The 14,992-nt window shown below is 64.5% G+C and carries 13 protein-coding genes; 7 read left to right on the top strand and 6 right to left on the bottom strand.

The features are described from left to right. Positions 1 to 121: 121 nt before the first annotated feature. Positions 122 to 346: a hypothetical protein gene (locus AC0QTX_RS00480; protein WP_474601850.1), complete on the top strand. Its 225-nt coding sequence runs from the start codon at positions 122 to 124 to the stop codon at positions 344 to 346. A 140-nt stretch (positions 347 to 486) separates the two neighbouring features. Here the strand turns inward: AC0QTX_RS00480 and AC0QTX_RS00475 are convergent, their stop codons facing one another. Continuing rightward, on the bottom strand, positions 487 to 1,407 hold the full coding sequence (locus tag AC0QTX_RS00475; protein WP_474601849.1) for a 50S ribosomal protein L11 methyltransferase: 921 nt from the start codon (positions 1,405 to 1,407) through the stop codon (positions 487 to 489). Between the two features lie 155 nt (positions 1,408 to 1,562). Here AC0QTX_RS00475 and AC0QTX_RS00470 point away from each other — a divergent pair, with 155 nt between their 5' ends. Both AC0QTX_RS00470 and AC0QTX_RS00465 read left to right on the top strand, forming a co-directional pair. Then, complete coding sequence (locus AC0QTX_RS00470) at positions 1,563 to 2,438, top strand: SDR family NAD(P)-dependent oxidoreductase (protein ID WP_474601848.1); 876 nt, start codon at positions 1,563 to 1,565, stop codon at positions 2,436 to 2,438. 132 nt (positions 2,439 to 2,570) lie between these two features. Further along, on the top strand, positions 2,571 to 3,488 hold the full coding sequence (locus AC0QTX_RS00465; RefSeq protein ID WP_474601847.1) for a PhnA-like protein: 918 nt from the start codon (positions 2,571 to 2,573) through the stop codon (positions 3,486 to 3,488). Between the two features lie 31 nt (positions 3,489 to 3,519). Here the strand turns inward: AC0QTX_RS00465 and AC0QTX_RS00460 are convergent, their stop codons facing one another. After that, a complete protein-coding gene (locus AC0QTX_RS00460) occupies positions 3,520 to 4,791 on the bottom strand; it encodes a class I SAM-dependent methyltransferase (protein ID WP_474601846.1) in 1,272 nt (423 codons plus the stop codon). 205 nt (positions 4,792 to 4,996) lie between these two features. On the opposite strand from AC0QTX_RS00460, the gene AC0QTX_RS00455 reads away from it, so the two are divergent. Further along, the gene (locus AC0QTX_RS00455; RefSeq protein ID WP_474601845.1) at positions 4,997 to 5,878 is read left to right on the top strand and encodes a manganese catalase; all 882 of its coding nucleotides are present in this window, start codon (positions 4,997 to 4,999) and stop codon (positions 5,876 to 5,878) included. A gap of 119 nt (positions 5,879 to 5,997) precedes the next feature. Here AC0QTX_RS00455 and AC0QTX_RS00450 read toward each other — a convergent pair whose 3' ends face one another. Continuing rightward, a complete protein-coding gene (locus AC0QTX_RS00450; RefSeq protein ID WP_474601844.1) occupies positions 5,998 to 8,361 on the bottom strand; it encodes an ATP-dependent helicase in 2,364 nt (787 codons plus the stop codon). A 149-nt stretch (positions 8,362 to 8,510) separates the two neighbouring features. On the opposite strand from AC0QTX_RS00450, the gene AC0QTX_RS00445 reads away from it, so the two are divergent. Further along, a complete protein-coding gene (locus AC0QTX_RS00445; protein WP_474601843.1) occupies positions 8,511 to 8,795 on the top strand; it encodes a hypothetical protein in 285 nt (94 codons plus the stop codon). Here the strand turns inward: AC0QTX_RS00445 and AC0QTX_RS00440 are convergent. After that, on the bottom strand, positions 8,792 to 9,334 hold the full coding sequence (locus tag AC0QTX_RS00440; protein ID WP_474601842.1) for a thioesterase family protein: 543 nt from the start codon (positions 9,332 to 9,334) through the stop codon (positions 8,792 to 8,794). The two genes, AC0QTX_RS00445 and AC0QTX_RS00440, sit on opposite strands and share 4 nt — an antisense overlap. A gap of 164 nt (positions 9,335 to 9,498) precedes the next feature. Between AC0QTX_RS00440 and AC0QTX_RS00435 the strand changes: the two genes are divergently transcribed. Both AC0QTX_RS00435 and AC0QTX_RS00430 read left to right on the top strand, forming a co-directional pair. Next, complete coding sequence (locus tag AC0QTX_RS00435; protein ID WP_474601841.1) at positions 9,499 to 10,914, top strand: FAD-linked oxidase C-terminal domain-containing protein; 1,416 nt, start codon at positions 9,499 to 9,501, stop codon at positions 10,912 to 10,914. An 83-nt stretch (positions 10,915 to 10,997) separates the two neighbouring features. Next, positions 10,998 to 14,567, top strand: a complete 3,570-nt coding sequence (locus AC0QTX_RS00430; protein WP_474601840.1) for an AsmA family protein — start codon at positions 10,998 to 11,000, stop codon at positions 14,565 to 14,567. Here the strand turns inward: AC0QTX_RS00430 and AC0QTX_RS00425 are convergent. Continuing rightward, positions 14,543 to 14,797, bottom strand: coding sequence for a ribbon-helix-helix domain-containing protein (locus AC0QTX_RS00425; protein ID WP_474601839.1), 255 nt, complete (start codon positions 14,795 to 14,797; stop codon positions 14,543 to 14,545). The genes AC0QTX_RS00430 and AC0QTX_RS00425 overlap by 25 nt on opposite strands. After that, a complete protein-coding gene (locus AC0QTX_RS00420) occupies positions 14,798 to 14,986 on the bottom strand; it encodes a DUF4169 family protein (protein ID WP_474601838.1) in 189 nt (62 codons plus the stop codon). Positions 14,987 to 14,992 lie beyond the last annotated feature (6 nt).

Below are 14,992 nucleotides of genomic sequence, written 5' to 3'. Positions count from 1 at the left end.
ATCGCATGGCTTGCATGTGATCCTGTGACTTCTACCAAAGTCGAACCGAGCTTATCTTCTGGATAACAAGAACGGAGGAGCGCTGAAGGGTCTCAGCAACAATCCGTTTGGAGACAAGCCCATGACCGCAGCCGTCTTTTCGTCCCGCCTCGCCAGCTCTGACACCGCACCATCCAAGGTTTCGCAGGTCGCTTCCCGGATCATGAATGCCCTCGTCGAGAGCCGCACCCGGAGCGCTGCACGGGAACTGCGCCGCCACGAGGCTTTCATGTCCGATCTGGACCGCCGGCAGGATCACACCCCCCTGTTCCTCGACCAGTCCGACGATTTGCCCATCAAGCTTTGATCACTTCATTTGCGAAGAAAGATAAGACAATGATCATCATCACCGCCCTCAAGGCCATTCGCGAAGTCTGGACCGAAACCCTCAAGCTCCGCCGCGAACTCGCCAAGCGCTACCCAGGCGTTCTGGCCGAGTAAGAGAAATTACAGCCGCGGCAGCGCACGTGCGCTGCCGCGCTTCATTACGAGCGCGGCCCAGCCGTCGAGATCGTACCGGCGCTGCAGATACCAGCCCTGGTGCGCATAGGCTGACAGAACACCGGGGACGTCGCGGTAGAGAAGCCCGGACAGAATGATCGTCCCGTCATCGCTCGCCACGCGCGCCAGCGCCGGTGACAGCATCCGCAGAGGCTTGGCCAGGATATTGGCGAAGACCAGGTCGAAGTGGCCGGGGCGGTCCGCCTCCGCATGGCGGATGCCGGGGCCTACATAGAGCCTCATCCAGGCCGCGATCCCGTTGAGCCGCGCGTTCTCCCGCGCCACTCGCACGGCCTCCGGATCGATGTCCCCCGCCACGACAGGGCGCTTCAGAACCTTCGCCGCAGCAAAAGCGAGAATGCCCGTGCCGGTGCCGACATCGAGCACATGGCGGGGCGTCCGCATCTTCAACTCATCCACGAAAGCAAGCAGGCATCCCTTGGTGGTGCCATGGTGGCCGGTGCCGAAGGCGAGGCCCGCCTCGATTTCGATGGCGATGTCGCTTGGCAGGCGCTGCTCGCGGTCGTGGGAGCCGTGGACGAAGATCCGTCCGGCGCGGACCGGCTTGAGACCCTCCAGGGACGACTTCACCCAATCCTTCTGCTCGAGGGGCAGGAAGACGCCTTTGTCGGCCTCCGCGCCCACGATGGGGCGCAGCAGGTTGCGGATCGCCGCCTCATCCGGCTGGTGGGCGAAATAGGCCTCCAGCATCCAGGGGCCGTCGTCTTCCGTCTCAAACGAAGCGACAGCCGTCTCGGCCGGGTCGAAGATCTCGCCGATCATGTCGGTCATGGCGCGTGCGGAGCGCTCGTCCGTGGTGATGCGGAAGACGTGGGTTGGGCGGTTGGGGTGCAGACCTTCTAGCATGCGGTCGCCTTACCACCCCTCGTGGCGCAGGTCACCTGTCCGTGATGTCCAAACATGGGAGGAACCGTCAGGGGAGCGGCCCGTTTTGTCCTCGCCTGACCGCAGCCAGGGCCGAGGCTTCATGGCTGCGCTTGCCTCACCTTCAGGAGATACCCATGACCGGACGCCTCTTCGACAAGGTTGCCATCGTGACGGGTGCCGGCACCGGCATCGGCGAGGCGATTGCTCTCAAACTTGCTCGGGAGGGCGCCCGCCTTCTGCTCGTCGGCCTGCCGGACGATCCGGTGGAGGATGTGGCACGGATGATCAACAGGGCCGGTGGTTTCGCGGAGATCTACCTTGGCGACATCGCCGAGGAGCATCACGCCCAGGCAGCGGTGGAAGCGTGCGTGAACGCTTACGGGCGCATCGATGTTCTCGTCAACAACGCAGGAGTGTTCCTGGTCGCTGCGGAAACGCAGGACTATCCTGTCGACAAGTTCGACGAGACCCTGCGCGCGAACATCCGGTCCGTCTTTCTGATGACCAAGGCTGCCTTGCCCCATCTTCAGAAGACATACGGCAACATCATCTCCACAGGTTCGGAGGCCGGCATGATCGGCATTGCCAAGAATACGATGTATGGCGGCACCAAAGCCTTCATCCATTCCTTCATGCGCGGCGTGGCCGTGGAGCAGGCGGCCTATGGCGTACGCGCCAATTGCGTTTGCCCCGGTCCCATCGACACGGCTTGGACCCACAAGTCCAGCGGCCCGATGGACCGGGAGATGGAATCGATGATGATCGACGCGACACCGATGGGGCGTCGCGGCACGCCGGAGGAAGTCGCGAACGTGTTCTGCTTCCTCGCCTCCGATGAGGCAAGCTACGTTACCGGCGCGCTCTATGCGGTTGATGGCGGCGTGACGGTCGCAAAGGGCTCCGTCGGCTCCATGGCCGCCCCGCATTTCAAGAAGCAGCCGGAAGGCACGCTGCCGACGCGTCACTCTCACGATGGCCTGAAGAACAAGGATTACGAAACGCTCACCTAAGAAGAGCTTGGCCGCGCCTCGCGGTTTTATGGCAAAACCGTGGAACATATGGGCTGCCCTCTGGTTAAGGGCGTGAAAATAGTCCGCCTCAGGGCGAACTGCTCTTTGCCATGAAAGCCATAGGAGGACACCATGGTGGACCACCCCGCGACGCCTCGCAACCTGGGCGATAAAGACGCGCCGCACATGTCTCCAGTCACTCCCGCCGAAGATGCGCGCACCATCATGTTGAACCGCATCTCCTGGGGCGCAGTCCTTGCCGGTGTGGTCACGGCCCTGGTGACCCAGCTTATCCTCAACATGCTTGGCATCGGCATCGGCGTGGCGACTCTCGATCCAGCAACGGGAGACAACCCGCAGGCGTCAACCTTCTCCATTGCGGCCGGTATCTGGTGGACGCTTTCAGGGATCATAGCCTCCTTCGCCGGGGGCTATTTGGCTGGGCGGCTCTCGGGACGTCCCAAGGAGTCCACTGCCGGTTATCATGGTTTGATAGCCTGGGCCGCAACGACGCTTGTCATCTTCTATCTTCTGACCTCGACCTTGGGCAGTCTGCTCGGCGGCGCCTACAACACGCTGTCCAGTGCTGTGGGCGGCTTAGGCCGGACAGCTGTACAGACTGCAGCGCCGGCTCTGGCACAGAACCCAGATCCATTCGCCGCGATCGAGCAGCAGGTGCGAAGTGCAGCAGGCGGAACGGACCCCGCGCAACTGAGGGACACGGCTATCACGAGCTTGCGCGCCATGCTGACCGGCGATCAAGCGCAGGCGCAACAGGCGCGTGACCGGGCAGTCGACGCTCTCGCCCGTGCGCAGAACATTCCGCCTGAAGAAGCTCGCAATCGGATCGCGCAGTACGAGCAGCAGTATCGCCAGACCGTGGATCAGGCAAAGCAGGCGGCCGACACTGCTGCCACGGGTGTCTCGACCGCCGCGCTTCTCGGCGCGCTCGGACTGATCCTCGGCGCGCTTGCAGGCTGGTTCGGCGGTCGCTCAGGCGCCGTTGACCCGACAATCACATCGCGGCATCTCGCCGGCGAACGACGCTGATCGAGAACTGCAATCAAGCTGATGCCGGATCTTAAACCGGCGTCAGCTCCCTGGCCGGCTCCAGCACCTTGAGACGTTCCGCCTCCTTGGCCTTGTACTCGCGCTGCACGTCCGTGACGTAGTCGCGTACGAGCGGGGCGGCATCGCGCTTGCGGGCGAGCTGCATGTGGAACACGAGTTGGCTGCCGGTGGTGAACATGGTCTCGGCGCTGATGAGATAGAACTCGAACATGCGGCAGAATCGCTCGTCGTACATGGCGGCGATTGTCTCGCGGTTCGCCTCGAAGCGCCGGTGCCAGTGATTGAGCGTCTTCGCGTAATGCAGGCGCAGGAATTCCAGATCCGTCACCCACAACTGGTTCTGCTCGACGACGGGAAATACTTCAGACAGGGCCGGGGAGTAGGCGCCGGGGAAGATGTACTTGCGCAGCCATGGGCTTGCCGTGCCGGGCGGGCTCATCTTGCCGATGGAATGCAGCACCATCAGCCCGTCATCGTCGAGCAACGCGTTGATCTTGGCGAAGAACTCGCCGTAATGGTGCACGCCCACATGCTCGAACATCCCAACCGAAACAATGCGGTCGAATTTCCGGTCCATCTTGCGGTAGTCGAGGAGTTCGAAGCGCACCCGATCCGACAGGCCCGCGCGCCGCGCCTTCTCGTTGGAGAGTTCATGCTGCTCTTTCGAGAGCGTGACGCCGGTGACGTCCACGTCCTCCATGGCGGCGAGATAAAGTGCGAGATCGCCCCAGCCGCTACCGATATCGAGGATCTTCAAGCCCGGCTTCAGCCGGAGCTTCGAGGCGATGAGACGAAGCTTGTTCTGCTGTGCCTCCTCGAGCGTGTCGTCATCGTTGACGAAATAGGCGCAGGAATACTGCATGCCCTTGTCGAGGAAGAGCTTGTAGAAATCGTTGCCCAGATCGTAGTGGTGCGCCACGTTCTGTTGCGCCTTGCCGACGGGGTTCGCCTGCTGGAAGCGCTTCACCCCGCGCGAGATGCGCTTGAGCACGCTCTGCAGCGGGTAGTTGGCTAATGTCGAGCGGTTCATCGAGAAGAGGTTGAGGAAATCCCTCAATGTCGAGCCGTCCTCGAAGCTCATGCGGCCATCCATATAGGCCTCGCCGGCGTGCAGCTCCGGATTGAGGAAGAGCTTGTGATAGAGCGAGCGGTCCGTCAGCCGCATGGTGACGCTTGGGCCTGGTTTCTCCCCGCCGAACGAGTGGATGCCGCCTTCCGCATCGATCACCTTCAGGGTTCCGGCACGCACGAAGGATTTCAGCATGTTGGACAGGGGAAACATCGGCGCCTCTCAGGATCGTTCGTTCGGGCCGGATGGTTCCACAGTTGCGAGCGAGTGGCTAGAGGGGAGGAGAAGCCAGATGAGAATTCGTCTAAAGTACAGGAAGAACGGCCTAAATTGGGAACAACGGCGAGATGGTCCGGTTGGAAGGCTGACTCTTGTGGGGCTGAGAGTCGCCACTCATTCCACCAGACAGGAGCAGCCGATGTTCTTCCGCCAGAAGCAGATGGCGTATCACGCCAAGCCTGACAAACCCGATCCGCTTTTCGCCAAGATGCTTCAGGAGCCCTTGGGCGGCCAATGGGGCGAGATCAGCGTGATGATGACCTATCTGTTCCAAGGCTGGAACTGCCGTGGTCCCCAGAAATACAAGGACATGATCATGGACATCGGCACCGAGGAGATCGGCCATGTCGAGATGCTCGCCACCATGATTGCGCGCCTGCTCGAAACCTCGCCGATCGAGCAGCAGGAGGAGATGGCCAAGAACTCGGTGGTGGGAGCCGTTATGGGCGGCGCCCGCGTGGAAGATGCCATCGTGGCCGGCATGAACGCCCAGCATTACATCGTGGCCGGTCTTGGAGCGCGGCCCTCGGACAGCGTGGGCAATCCCTGGACATCGGCCTATACGATCGCGAGCGGCAACCTGCTCGCCGACTTCCGCTTCAACGTGACGGCCGAAAGCCAGGGACGTCTCCAGGTCGCCCGTCTCTACAACATGACGAACGATACCGGCGTGCGCGACATGCTCTCGTTTCTTATCGCGCGCGACACCATGCACCAGAACCAGTGGCTCGCCGCGATCAAGGAACTGGAGGAGGATGGCCTCGAGATGACCCCGGTGCCGTCGAACTTCCCGCAGGAGCTTGAGAAGAGCGAAGTGGCCTACCAATTCCTCAATCATTCGGAAGGCACGGAGAGCGAGCAGGGCCGTTGGGCTCAGGGGCCCGCGCCGGACGGAAAGGGGACCTTCACCTACATCGATCGCCCGCCGGCCTATACGGAGGACGAGGGCAACCTCAACCCGGTCGATCCTCGCACCTACGGCACCCCGCCGGCACCCGTGCCGCCGGCTGCCGCGGAGTAATTGCTGTAAACTCTTCATCACGTCATGGCCGGGCTGGTCCCGGCCATCTCGATTAGAGGGGCAGCCTTCTCCGAACGAGATCACCGGCACAAGGCCGGTGATGACGAACCCTGGAGCGCTTACCCAAGCGCCTCAACAAAGCTGTCGAGCACCATCTTCCGCCCGGCTTTGTCGAACTCGACCGTGAGCTTGTTGCCGTCCACAGCCTCAATGGTGCCAGGACCGAATTTAGTGTGCAGCACGCGTCCGCCTACCTTGAAGCCCGAGCCGCCGGTGGATTTCGCCACCAGTTCGCCCTCGATCAGCATGGACCCGCGGCGTTCGCCGGAACGCCGGGCGGAATAGCCGCCGTCTTCGGTGGTTGCGCGATGCGCCTGAGCCCGCTGCCAGCCGGGAGTCTGATAAGACGAGCCGCTGAAGGGCTGCATGCGATCGAAGCGTGAACCGCCATAGGAGAAGTTGGCAGGAGCCTCGGCGATCTCCACATTCGATTCAGGCAAGTCGTCGACGAAGCGGCTCGGCACCGTCGAGTTCCATAGCCCATGGATGCGCCGGTTGGAGGCAAAGAAGATCTTGGCGCGGCGCCGGGCGCGGGTGAGGCCCACATGGGCGAGACGCCGTTCTTCCTCCAGTCCAGCGCGGCCGCTCTCATCGAGGGCGCGCTGGTTCGGGAAGAGGCCTTCCTCCCAGCCCGGCAGGAAGACCGTGTCGAATTCCAGGCCCTTCGCCGCATGGAGCGTCATCAGGCTCACGCGCTCGGCGGTGTCGGATTCGTTCGCTTCCATGACCAGCGAGACATGCTCCAGGAAGCTCTGCAGGTCCGGGAATTCCTCCATGGAGCGCACGAGCTCCTTGAGGTTTTCCAGGCGCCCTGCCGCATCCGCCGATTTGTCCTTCTGCCACATGTCCGTGTAGCCGGATTCCTCCAGCACCGTTTGCGCAACCTCGGACTGCGAGAGGGTCTCTGAAAGCTTTGCCCAGCGGCCGAAGGAGATGAGCAGATCGCGTAAGGTCGCGCGTGGCTTCGGCTTCAGCTCGTCGGTCTCGACGATGAAGCGCGCGGCCTCCACCAGCGGCACGCGGGCTGCGCGGGCATGGTTGTGCAGCACCTGGATCGTGGCGTCACCCAGACCGCGCTTGGGCACGTTGACGATGCGTTCGAAGGCGAGGTCGTCGGCAGGCTGGTTCACGACGCGCAGATAAGCGAGGGCATCGCGGATTTCCGCGCGCTCGTAGAAGCGCGGGCCACCGATGACCCGATAGGGCACGCCGAGCGTCACGAGCCGGTCTTCGATCTCGCGCATCTGAGCGGAGATGCGCACCAGGATGGCGATCTCCGACAGGGAATGCTTTTTGGCGTGCAGCGCCTCGATTTCTTCGCCGATCAGCCGGGCCTCGTCCTCGGAGTCCCAGGCGCCGGTGATGGTCACCTTCTCGCCGGGCTCGTCCTCGGTGCGCAGGGTCTTTCCGAGCCGGCCCTGGTTCTTGGCGATGAGACCGGAGGCTGCGGAGAGGATGTGGCCGGTGGAGCGGTAGTTGCGCTCCAGGCGGATCACGGTCGCGCCGGGGAAGTCGTGCTCGAAGCGCAGGATGTTGTCGACTTCGGCGCCACGCCAGCCATAGATCGACTGGTCGTCGTCGCCGACGCAACACAGGTTCTTGCGCGCCTGGGCGAGAAGCCGAAGCCAGAGATACTGGGCGACGTTGGTGTCCTGGTACTCGTCCACCAGCATGTAGCGGAAGCGGTTCTGATACTGCTCGAGAATGTCCGGGTGCTCGCGCCACAGGCGCAGGCATTCCAGCAGGAGGTCGCCAAAGTCGACCGCGTTCAAGGTCTTGAGGCGTTCCTGATAAGCCCGATAGAGCCGACCGCCCTTGCCGTTGGCGAAGGCGCCGGCTTCACCGGCCGGCACCTGATCGGGGCCGAGGCCGCGGTTCTTCCAGCCGTCGATGTGGCCGGCGAGCTGCCGGGCCGGCCAGCGCTTCTCGTCGATGCCCTCAACCTCGATCACCTGCTTCATCAGGCGAAGCTGGTCGTCGGTGCCTAAGATCGTGAAGTCGGAGCGCAGGTCCACGAGCTCCGCATGGCGGCGCAGGATCTTGGTGCCGATGGAGTGGAACGTGCCCAGCCACTGCATACCCTCGGCCACGGGGCCGATAACGGCCGTGATGCGCTCGCGCATTTCCCGCGCGGCCTTGTTGGTGAAGGTCACGGACAGGATCTGGGACGGGTAGGCTTTACCGGTGGCGATCAGGTGGGCAATCCGGGTGGTCAGAACACGGGTTTTGCCGGTGCCGGCGCCGGCCAGCACCAGGACCGGGCCCTCCGTCGCCTCGACGGCGGCGCGCTGTTCCGGGTTCAAGCCGTTCAGATAAGGAGATTGCGGCGCAACCGTCGCGCGGGCGCGAGCGCTCAGCGAGCCGGACGCAGGCTCATGGGCGAGGTTGTCCTGCGGATCGGGTCTGGGATCGGACTGATTCATCGGCGGGACCATGGATCAAAAGGGGAACCGCGTCGAGCCCGGAACGCCTGTCGATCCTGCCGCAGGCGCGAACATCAGAACCAGAACGTCATTGTTGACGGGAGGCCCTGCACCCATATGGGAATGACCGGCTTGAAAAGGAATGTGTCATGCGTTTCATGGCGGCTTTCGCCATCGTCTCCAGCCTCGTCCTGCCTATGTCCATGCCGGCGGACGCTCAGACGCGCCTGCCCCGCGTGAGCCCGTCTGAGCGGGCTTCAAAGGACCTCAACCGCAGGATCCGGCAGGACCAGCGGCTGCTGAACCTGGAGGAGCGGCTTCAAATGGAGAGCAACCAGATCCGGCAGGACATCCAGCGGGACCGCCTTTTTGCTCCCCGTTCCCTCCCTCCGATGCCCCGTGGAGCCTGCCCGCGCGGTTCGATCGGCTGCTAGTGACGGGTGCCCGAGGCTGACAGAGCCTCCTGGACCTCGGCTTTGTGCGGGATGCCGATGACGCGGCCCAGGTTCTGAGGTTTGGGCAGGCGGGCGTGAGTGGTCTGCATCACGGCGAGATTGGCCGAGATGTCATCCGGGAAGGGGCAGACCTTCCGGGTTTCCATATCCACATGGAGGGACAGACCTTCCATGGTCGCAGCAACCCAGCCTTCGCCCGCATGACGGATTTCCATGTAGTAGTGAATGCGCTTCTCGTCGAAGTCGACGAGCTGGAGCGTGACGCGCACCCTGTCGTGCATCGTCAGTTCACGCTTGTAGGTGGTGTGGATCTCGGCTGCGAAGAAGGAAGCCTTGCGCTTTTCCAGGTAGTCGTGACCCAGGCCAACGAGGCTGAAGCCCTCTTCCACGGCCCAGTCAAAGAGCACATGGTAATAGGCCATGTTCATGTGGCCGTTGTAGTCGATCCAAGCGGGCTCGATCCGCATCGTGGAGGACACGAAGGGCGCGAAGAAAAAGACGGGAGTCCGCTTTTCCATGATCACTCTCGTCCCTCAATTCTTCTGTCTGGAGGAAACAATGTTAGCATGGTCCGGCAGATTGTGCATGAGGGGTGCGGCATCTTTCTCATCCGAGTGTTGCCTTTGCAACGGTTCTGGTAGCTATGGGTCACTTGAGCATCACAACCGGATCTGAAGCCTCCATGAATGTGCCCCACGCCGCCGTCCGCCAGAAAGCGACGGATACCGCCCTTGCTTCTCTCCAGTCCGAGCTGTCTCAGCGCCTGGGCGACCGGGTCGCTACATCGGCAGCGGTGCGCGAGCAGCACGGGCATTCGCTCACCTGGGTAAAGAACCAGCCCCCGGACATCGTGGTCTATCCTCGGACGACGGAGGAGGTGTCGGAGATCGTCAGGCTCTGCGCTGCGCACGAAATCCCGATCATCCCCTACGGCACCGGCACCTCGCTTGAAGGGCACGTCAATGCCCCCTATGGCGGCGTTTCCATCGATCTGAGCCTGATGAAGCGCATCATCGCCGTGCATGACGAGGATCTGGACTGCGTGGTCGAGGCCGGCGTGACGCGCAAGGAGCTCAACGAGCACCTGCGCGACAAGGGCCTGTTCTTCCCGATCGACCCCGGCGCCGACGCCTCCATCGGCGGCATGGTCGCCACCCGGGCATCGGGCACCAACGCGGTGCGCTACGGGACCATGAAGGACGTGGTTCTGGCGCTCACCGCCGTGCTGCCCAATGGCGAGATCGTGAAGACGGCGAGCCGCGCCAGGAAGAGCTCGGCAGGCTACGATCTCACGCGGCTTCTGATCGGTTCGGAGGGGACGCTGGGCATCATCACCGAGATCACACTCAAGCTCAACGGCATTCCCGAGGCGATCTCGGCCGGCATCTGCCCGTTCCCAACTGTCAAGGCTGCCTGCGACGCGGTGATCATGACCATCCAGTCCGGCATTCCGATGGCACGCATCGAGCTGCTCGATGAGGTGCAGGTGAGGGCCGTCAATCTCCACTCCAAGCTGTCGCTGCCGGAGAGCCCCCTGCTGCTGCTGGAGTTCCATGGCTCCGAAGCCGGGGTGCAGGAGCAGGCCGAGCGCTTCGGCGAGATTGCGGCCGAATTCAGCGGCGGGCCCTTCGAGTGGGCTACCAAACCTGAGGAGCGCTCCCGCCTCTGGCAGGCCCGGCATGATGCCTATTGGGCGGCCAAGGGCCTGCGGCCGGGTGCCCAATCGGTGGCGACGGATGTCTGCGTTCCCATCTCGCGTCTGGCCGAATGTGTGGACGCCACGAAGCAGGATATTCTCGAGAGCGGGCTCATTGCCCCCATCGTCGGCCATGTGGGCGACGGCAATTTCCACGTTCAGCCTCTCGTGAACACGGACGATCCGGCGGAAATCGAGGCCTGCGAGGCGTTTGTCGACCGGCTCGTGCGGCGCGCGGTGGCCATGGAGGGCACCTGCACGGGCGAGCATGGCGTCGGCCAGAAGAAGATGAAATACCTGGAGATCGAGCATGGGCCGGCGGCGCTGGGCCTCATGCGCGTCTTGAAACAGGCCATTGACCCTCACAACATCATGAATCCGGGCAAGATCGTCGCGCTTTGACGGTGGAACACGGTGAACAGCGCTCCCGGTCCTGGCCGTCATGGGTTAAGGACGTCCCAAAGTAACGGAGAAAAGGCAGCTTCTTGCGCGATATCCTGACGATCATCGCATCCATCGTGATCCTGATCCTGGCGGTCGCCGTGGCGGCGCCTCCCTTCATTTCCTGGGAGGCCCACCGCGAGACGATCGACCAGATGATCGCGCGCGCGTCGGGAACGGAGGCCCAGACCGAGGGCGGCATCGGCATTCGCCTGCTGCCTGAGCCGAGGATCATCCTCGACCGGCTGAGGCTCGGCGGGAAGACGCCGGATTCGCCGGTTCTGACGGCCGACAACGTCTGGGCGGAAGTCGCCCTCACGCCCCTGCTGCGGGGCGAGGTGCGGTTCACGGAAACGCGGGTCGGGCGCGCCGATATTCGAATCCCGGTCTCCGGCGACGGCGAGTGGCGCCTGCCGCCGGAATTGGTCTCGGGCAGCGGGCGGGCTCGGGAATGGGCCATCGAGAACCTCGCCGTCGGCCAGCTCCTCGTCACCACCCAGAGCGCGAGCACCGGCCGCACCAATCAGGCCTTCGCGGAGAACGTGCTCATCGAGGGCCAGAAGCTCATCGGCCCCTGGCGCGTCGAGGGGACGACGTCCGGGGTGCCGTTTCGCCTTGTGACCGGAGAACTGGCCGAGGACAAATCCATTCAGGTCAAGCTCTCGGGCGGTGGCGACGCCTATCCGCGTTTCGATCTGGATGCCCGGCTGGGACTGAGCGAAGGCGCCGGGGAGGCTGCGACCCCGAACGTCTCCGGCAAGGCAAAGATCCTGTTCGGTCCTCCGGCACAGGTCGCCGCGGCCGGCATCCCGATCCCGATCGTCGTCGAGACCGAGTTCAAGACGGTGCCGGGTGCGGTCGAGCTCACCCCTGTCAGCCTGGAAGCGGGCGAGGGCGGGGCGAGCCTGCGCATGACCGGCCAAGGGAGGGTCGGGCTCAACGATCCGCGCATCTCGCTGCGTCTGGAAGGGCGCAGGCTCGATGCGGACAGCTTCATCCTTTCCGGAAACGGCCAGGACTTTGCGAGCCGCCTTCAGCAATGGTCCCTGCCGCTGATCCGGGTGCCGGTCGATCTCGACCTGAAGATCGACAGCATCGGCCTGGGCCAGGAGGATCTGACGAATGCCAATCTGCGCCTGTCCATCGACACCGGACGGGCGACGGTGGACAGGATCGAGTTCACCGCTCCAGGGGACACCAAGGTGGCACTCGAAGGCCAGCTTGGCCTGAACACGAGAGGCGGCATCAACGGCAAGGTGGCGCTGGCCTCCAACCAGTCCGACCGTCTCGCGCGCTATCTTGCCAAGATCCGCCTGAACTCGCCGCTGCTGACGGCCCTGGACGGGCGACCCATCGAGCTCTCCTCGGAGGTCGCGTTCTCGAACCCCGTCCTGTCCTTCAACCGGCTGCGGCTGAAGATGGGCGAGTCCACGCTCACCGGCAATGTCCGCTACACCGCGCCGGAGGCGAACGAACGCGGCAGGCTCGAAGCGCAGGTTGCCCTTCAGGGTCTGAACCTCGACGATCTGCCCCAGGTCTCGAGCGTGTTCCAGGCCACCGAAAATCTTGATGTCGGCTTCATCCTGGATGCCCGCGGGGTCAGCGCAGGCAGGAGCCCGGCGACGGGGCGGATCACGGCGCGCATCCTCTCCGATGGTCCGGCGCTGCTTGTCGAGACCCTCGACATCGTGGATCTTGCCGGCGCCAATGCCCGGGTGCGCGGGCGGATTGCGCCGGACGGCTCGGGCAGGATTTCCGGCAAGGTCACGGCTCAGCGCGCCGATCCCCTGATCGATCTCCTGGGAAGCGTCTGGATCGGTGGGATCTCGAAGCTCGTGCCGCCCTTCGTCCGCGGAGGGGCGCTCGATCTCGATGTCGCCTCCGAGCGGGTGGCGCCGCCTCTCGGCTCGACCGAACTGCGGCTGCGCACGACGGCCACAGGCCGCATGGCCGGTGGGCCTTTCGAAGGCCAAGTCGAGTCCATCGACGGACGCACCGAGAGCCTGACCCTCGCCCTCTCCACCGACAACACCGGACGCTGGGTCAACCGGGTGAACATGGCCGGCCTCAACCAGCCTTCCAGAATGGATCTCCGCGGCTCCCGTGTCGGATCCGGCCGGTTCAGCGTTGCTCTCACCGGGGATGTGGCGGGCGTGAAGGTGGCGACGACGAAGCCGTTTGCCCTGAGCGAGGGCGACGATGTGGTGGACAGCGGCGAGGCCGAGATCGCAACGGCCGACATCACGCCCTTCCTGCGCCTGCTCGGCGATGGGGCCGGCGTAGCCCCACCGGTGCCGGTGAGCGGGCGGGTGACCCTCGGTCGAGAACGAGGCGCGACTCTTCTCGACATCAACGCCAAGGTCTCCAACGAACCCGTGCAGGCGCGCCTCGTGGCCGCCTCGCGATCCGAGATCGGCGGCGAGGTGTCCCTGGGCCGCCTCTCCATGCCGTGGCTCGCAGCGGCCCTGGCGCTCAACGTGCCGGGCGATCAAACCACAAACGCGATCTGGTCCACGGCCCAGTTCGGCCAGAGCGGGCGTCTCGTCTCCGGCGGGCAGGTCACCTTCCGGGTCGCAACCCTCGAGCTGGGCCGCGGCCTCCAGGCCACGCGGGCCGCCTTCGTCGTCGGAGCGCAGCCGGATGGGATCTCCATCCGAAACCTCGAGGCAGCGATCGGTTCGGGCAGGATCACAGGCACGACGACGATCACCCGGCAGGGAGCGCTTGCCACCATCGTGGGCGAGGGAGCCCTGGACAGGGTCCCGCTGTGGGCCCTGACGGGCTCGTCGCCCTTCGAGGCCGTCCTGTCCGGTCCGCTCCGGTTCGGAGCTGCCGGAGCAAGCCTCTCCGAACTCGTCACCAATCTCGGGGGCGCCGGCGAATGGCAGGTCACCAACCTCCGCATCCCGGCAGCCGACCCGAACGTCTTCGACCGCGCGCTCAAGCGTGCGCTCGCGGACAGCGATCCCCTGGTCGAGGGCAAGGCGGAGGCGATCCTCGGCATGGAGCTCGGACGGGCTCCCTTCAATGCTGGTCTCGTCCGGACATCCGCGGCCCTCGTGGGCGGGGTGCTGCGGCTCTCGCCCTTCGTGGCCGAGAGCGGGCCGGCCGTCTGGCAGGGCGGCATCACCTACGACCTGAAGAACCTCCAGTTCGATGCTCGCGGCGCGCTCACGGCGAAGGCTTCGCCCTCCGAGTGGGTCGGTGCGCCGCCGTCGATCGGGTTGAACTGGCAGGGCTCCCTGACGGCTCCCGTTCGCCAGATCGACGCCGGACCGTTCCGCAATGGGCTCGCGGCCATCGTCCTCAAGCGGGAGCTGGAGAAGATCGAGGCATTCGAGCGAGCTGCGGCGGAGCGCCAGCGCCAGATCGAAGCGCAGCGCGAGGCTGAGCGCCAGAGGGTCAGGGCGGCCGAGGAGGAGGCGCTCCGGCAGGCCAGGGCTCGGGCCGAAGCGGAGCGGGCTCGCCGAGAGGCAGAGCGGTTGCAATCGGAGCAGCGGAGGCAGCCCGAGGAGCCTGAGCCGACTCCGTCGCAGACCTCGCTGCCGCCCCTGAATCCTCCGGTCGAGGTCGCTCCACCGCCGTCGGTCTACGGGGCTCCGCCGATCCGCTGATCGGCGTCCGATGCCAGACGGCCACGCAGGTCGTTGAGCACGAAGACACGGATGGCCGAGGACAGATTCTGCTCGCCGCGCTCTGCATCGATGCGCCCGATCAGGGCCTGAACCGAGAGCTTGTCCCGCTGCGCAATTTCCCTCAGTTCCTCCCAGAACGGCTCCTCAAGGGAGATGCTCGTCCGGTGGCCGGTGATGGAGACGGAGCGCTTGACGACGGCAAAGCCCATTCACGGCGTCTCGTCGGGGTCGCGCTTGTGGGCATCGAGGCGGCTCTTCGCCAGATCCTGCTCGGCCTTGCTCAGTGTCTTCTCGACCTTGGTGCGGCCGAAGCTGACGCGGTTTTCGGCGGCGCGGGCCTCTTTCTCGGCCCGCGCCTTCTGCTTGCGCGCCTGACGCAGATTGATGATCTCGGCCATGACGCG

The sequence above is a fragment of the Microvirga sp. jy35 genome (assembly GCF_056148915.1).
Note: the sequence above shows the minus strand (reverse complement) of the source record. Positions and strands in the feature narration are given on the sequence as shown.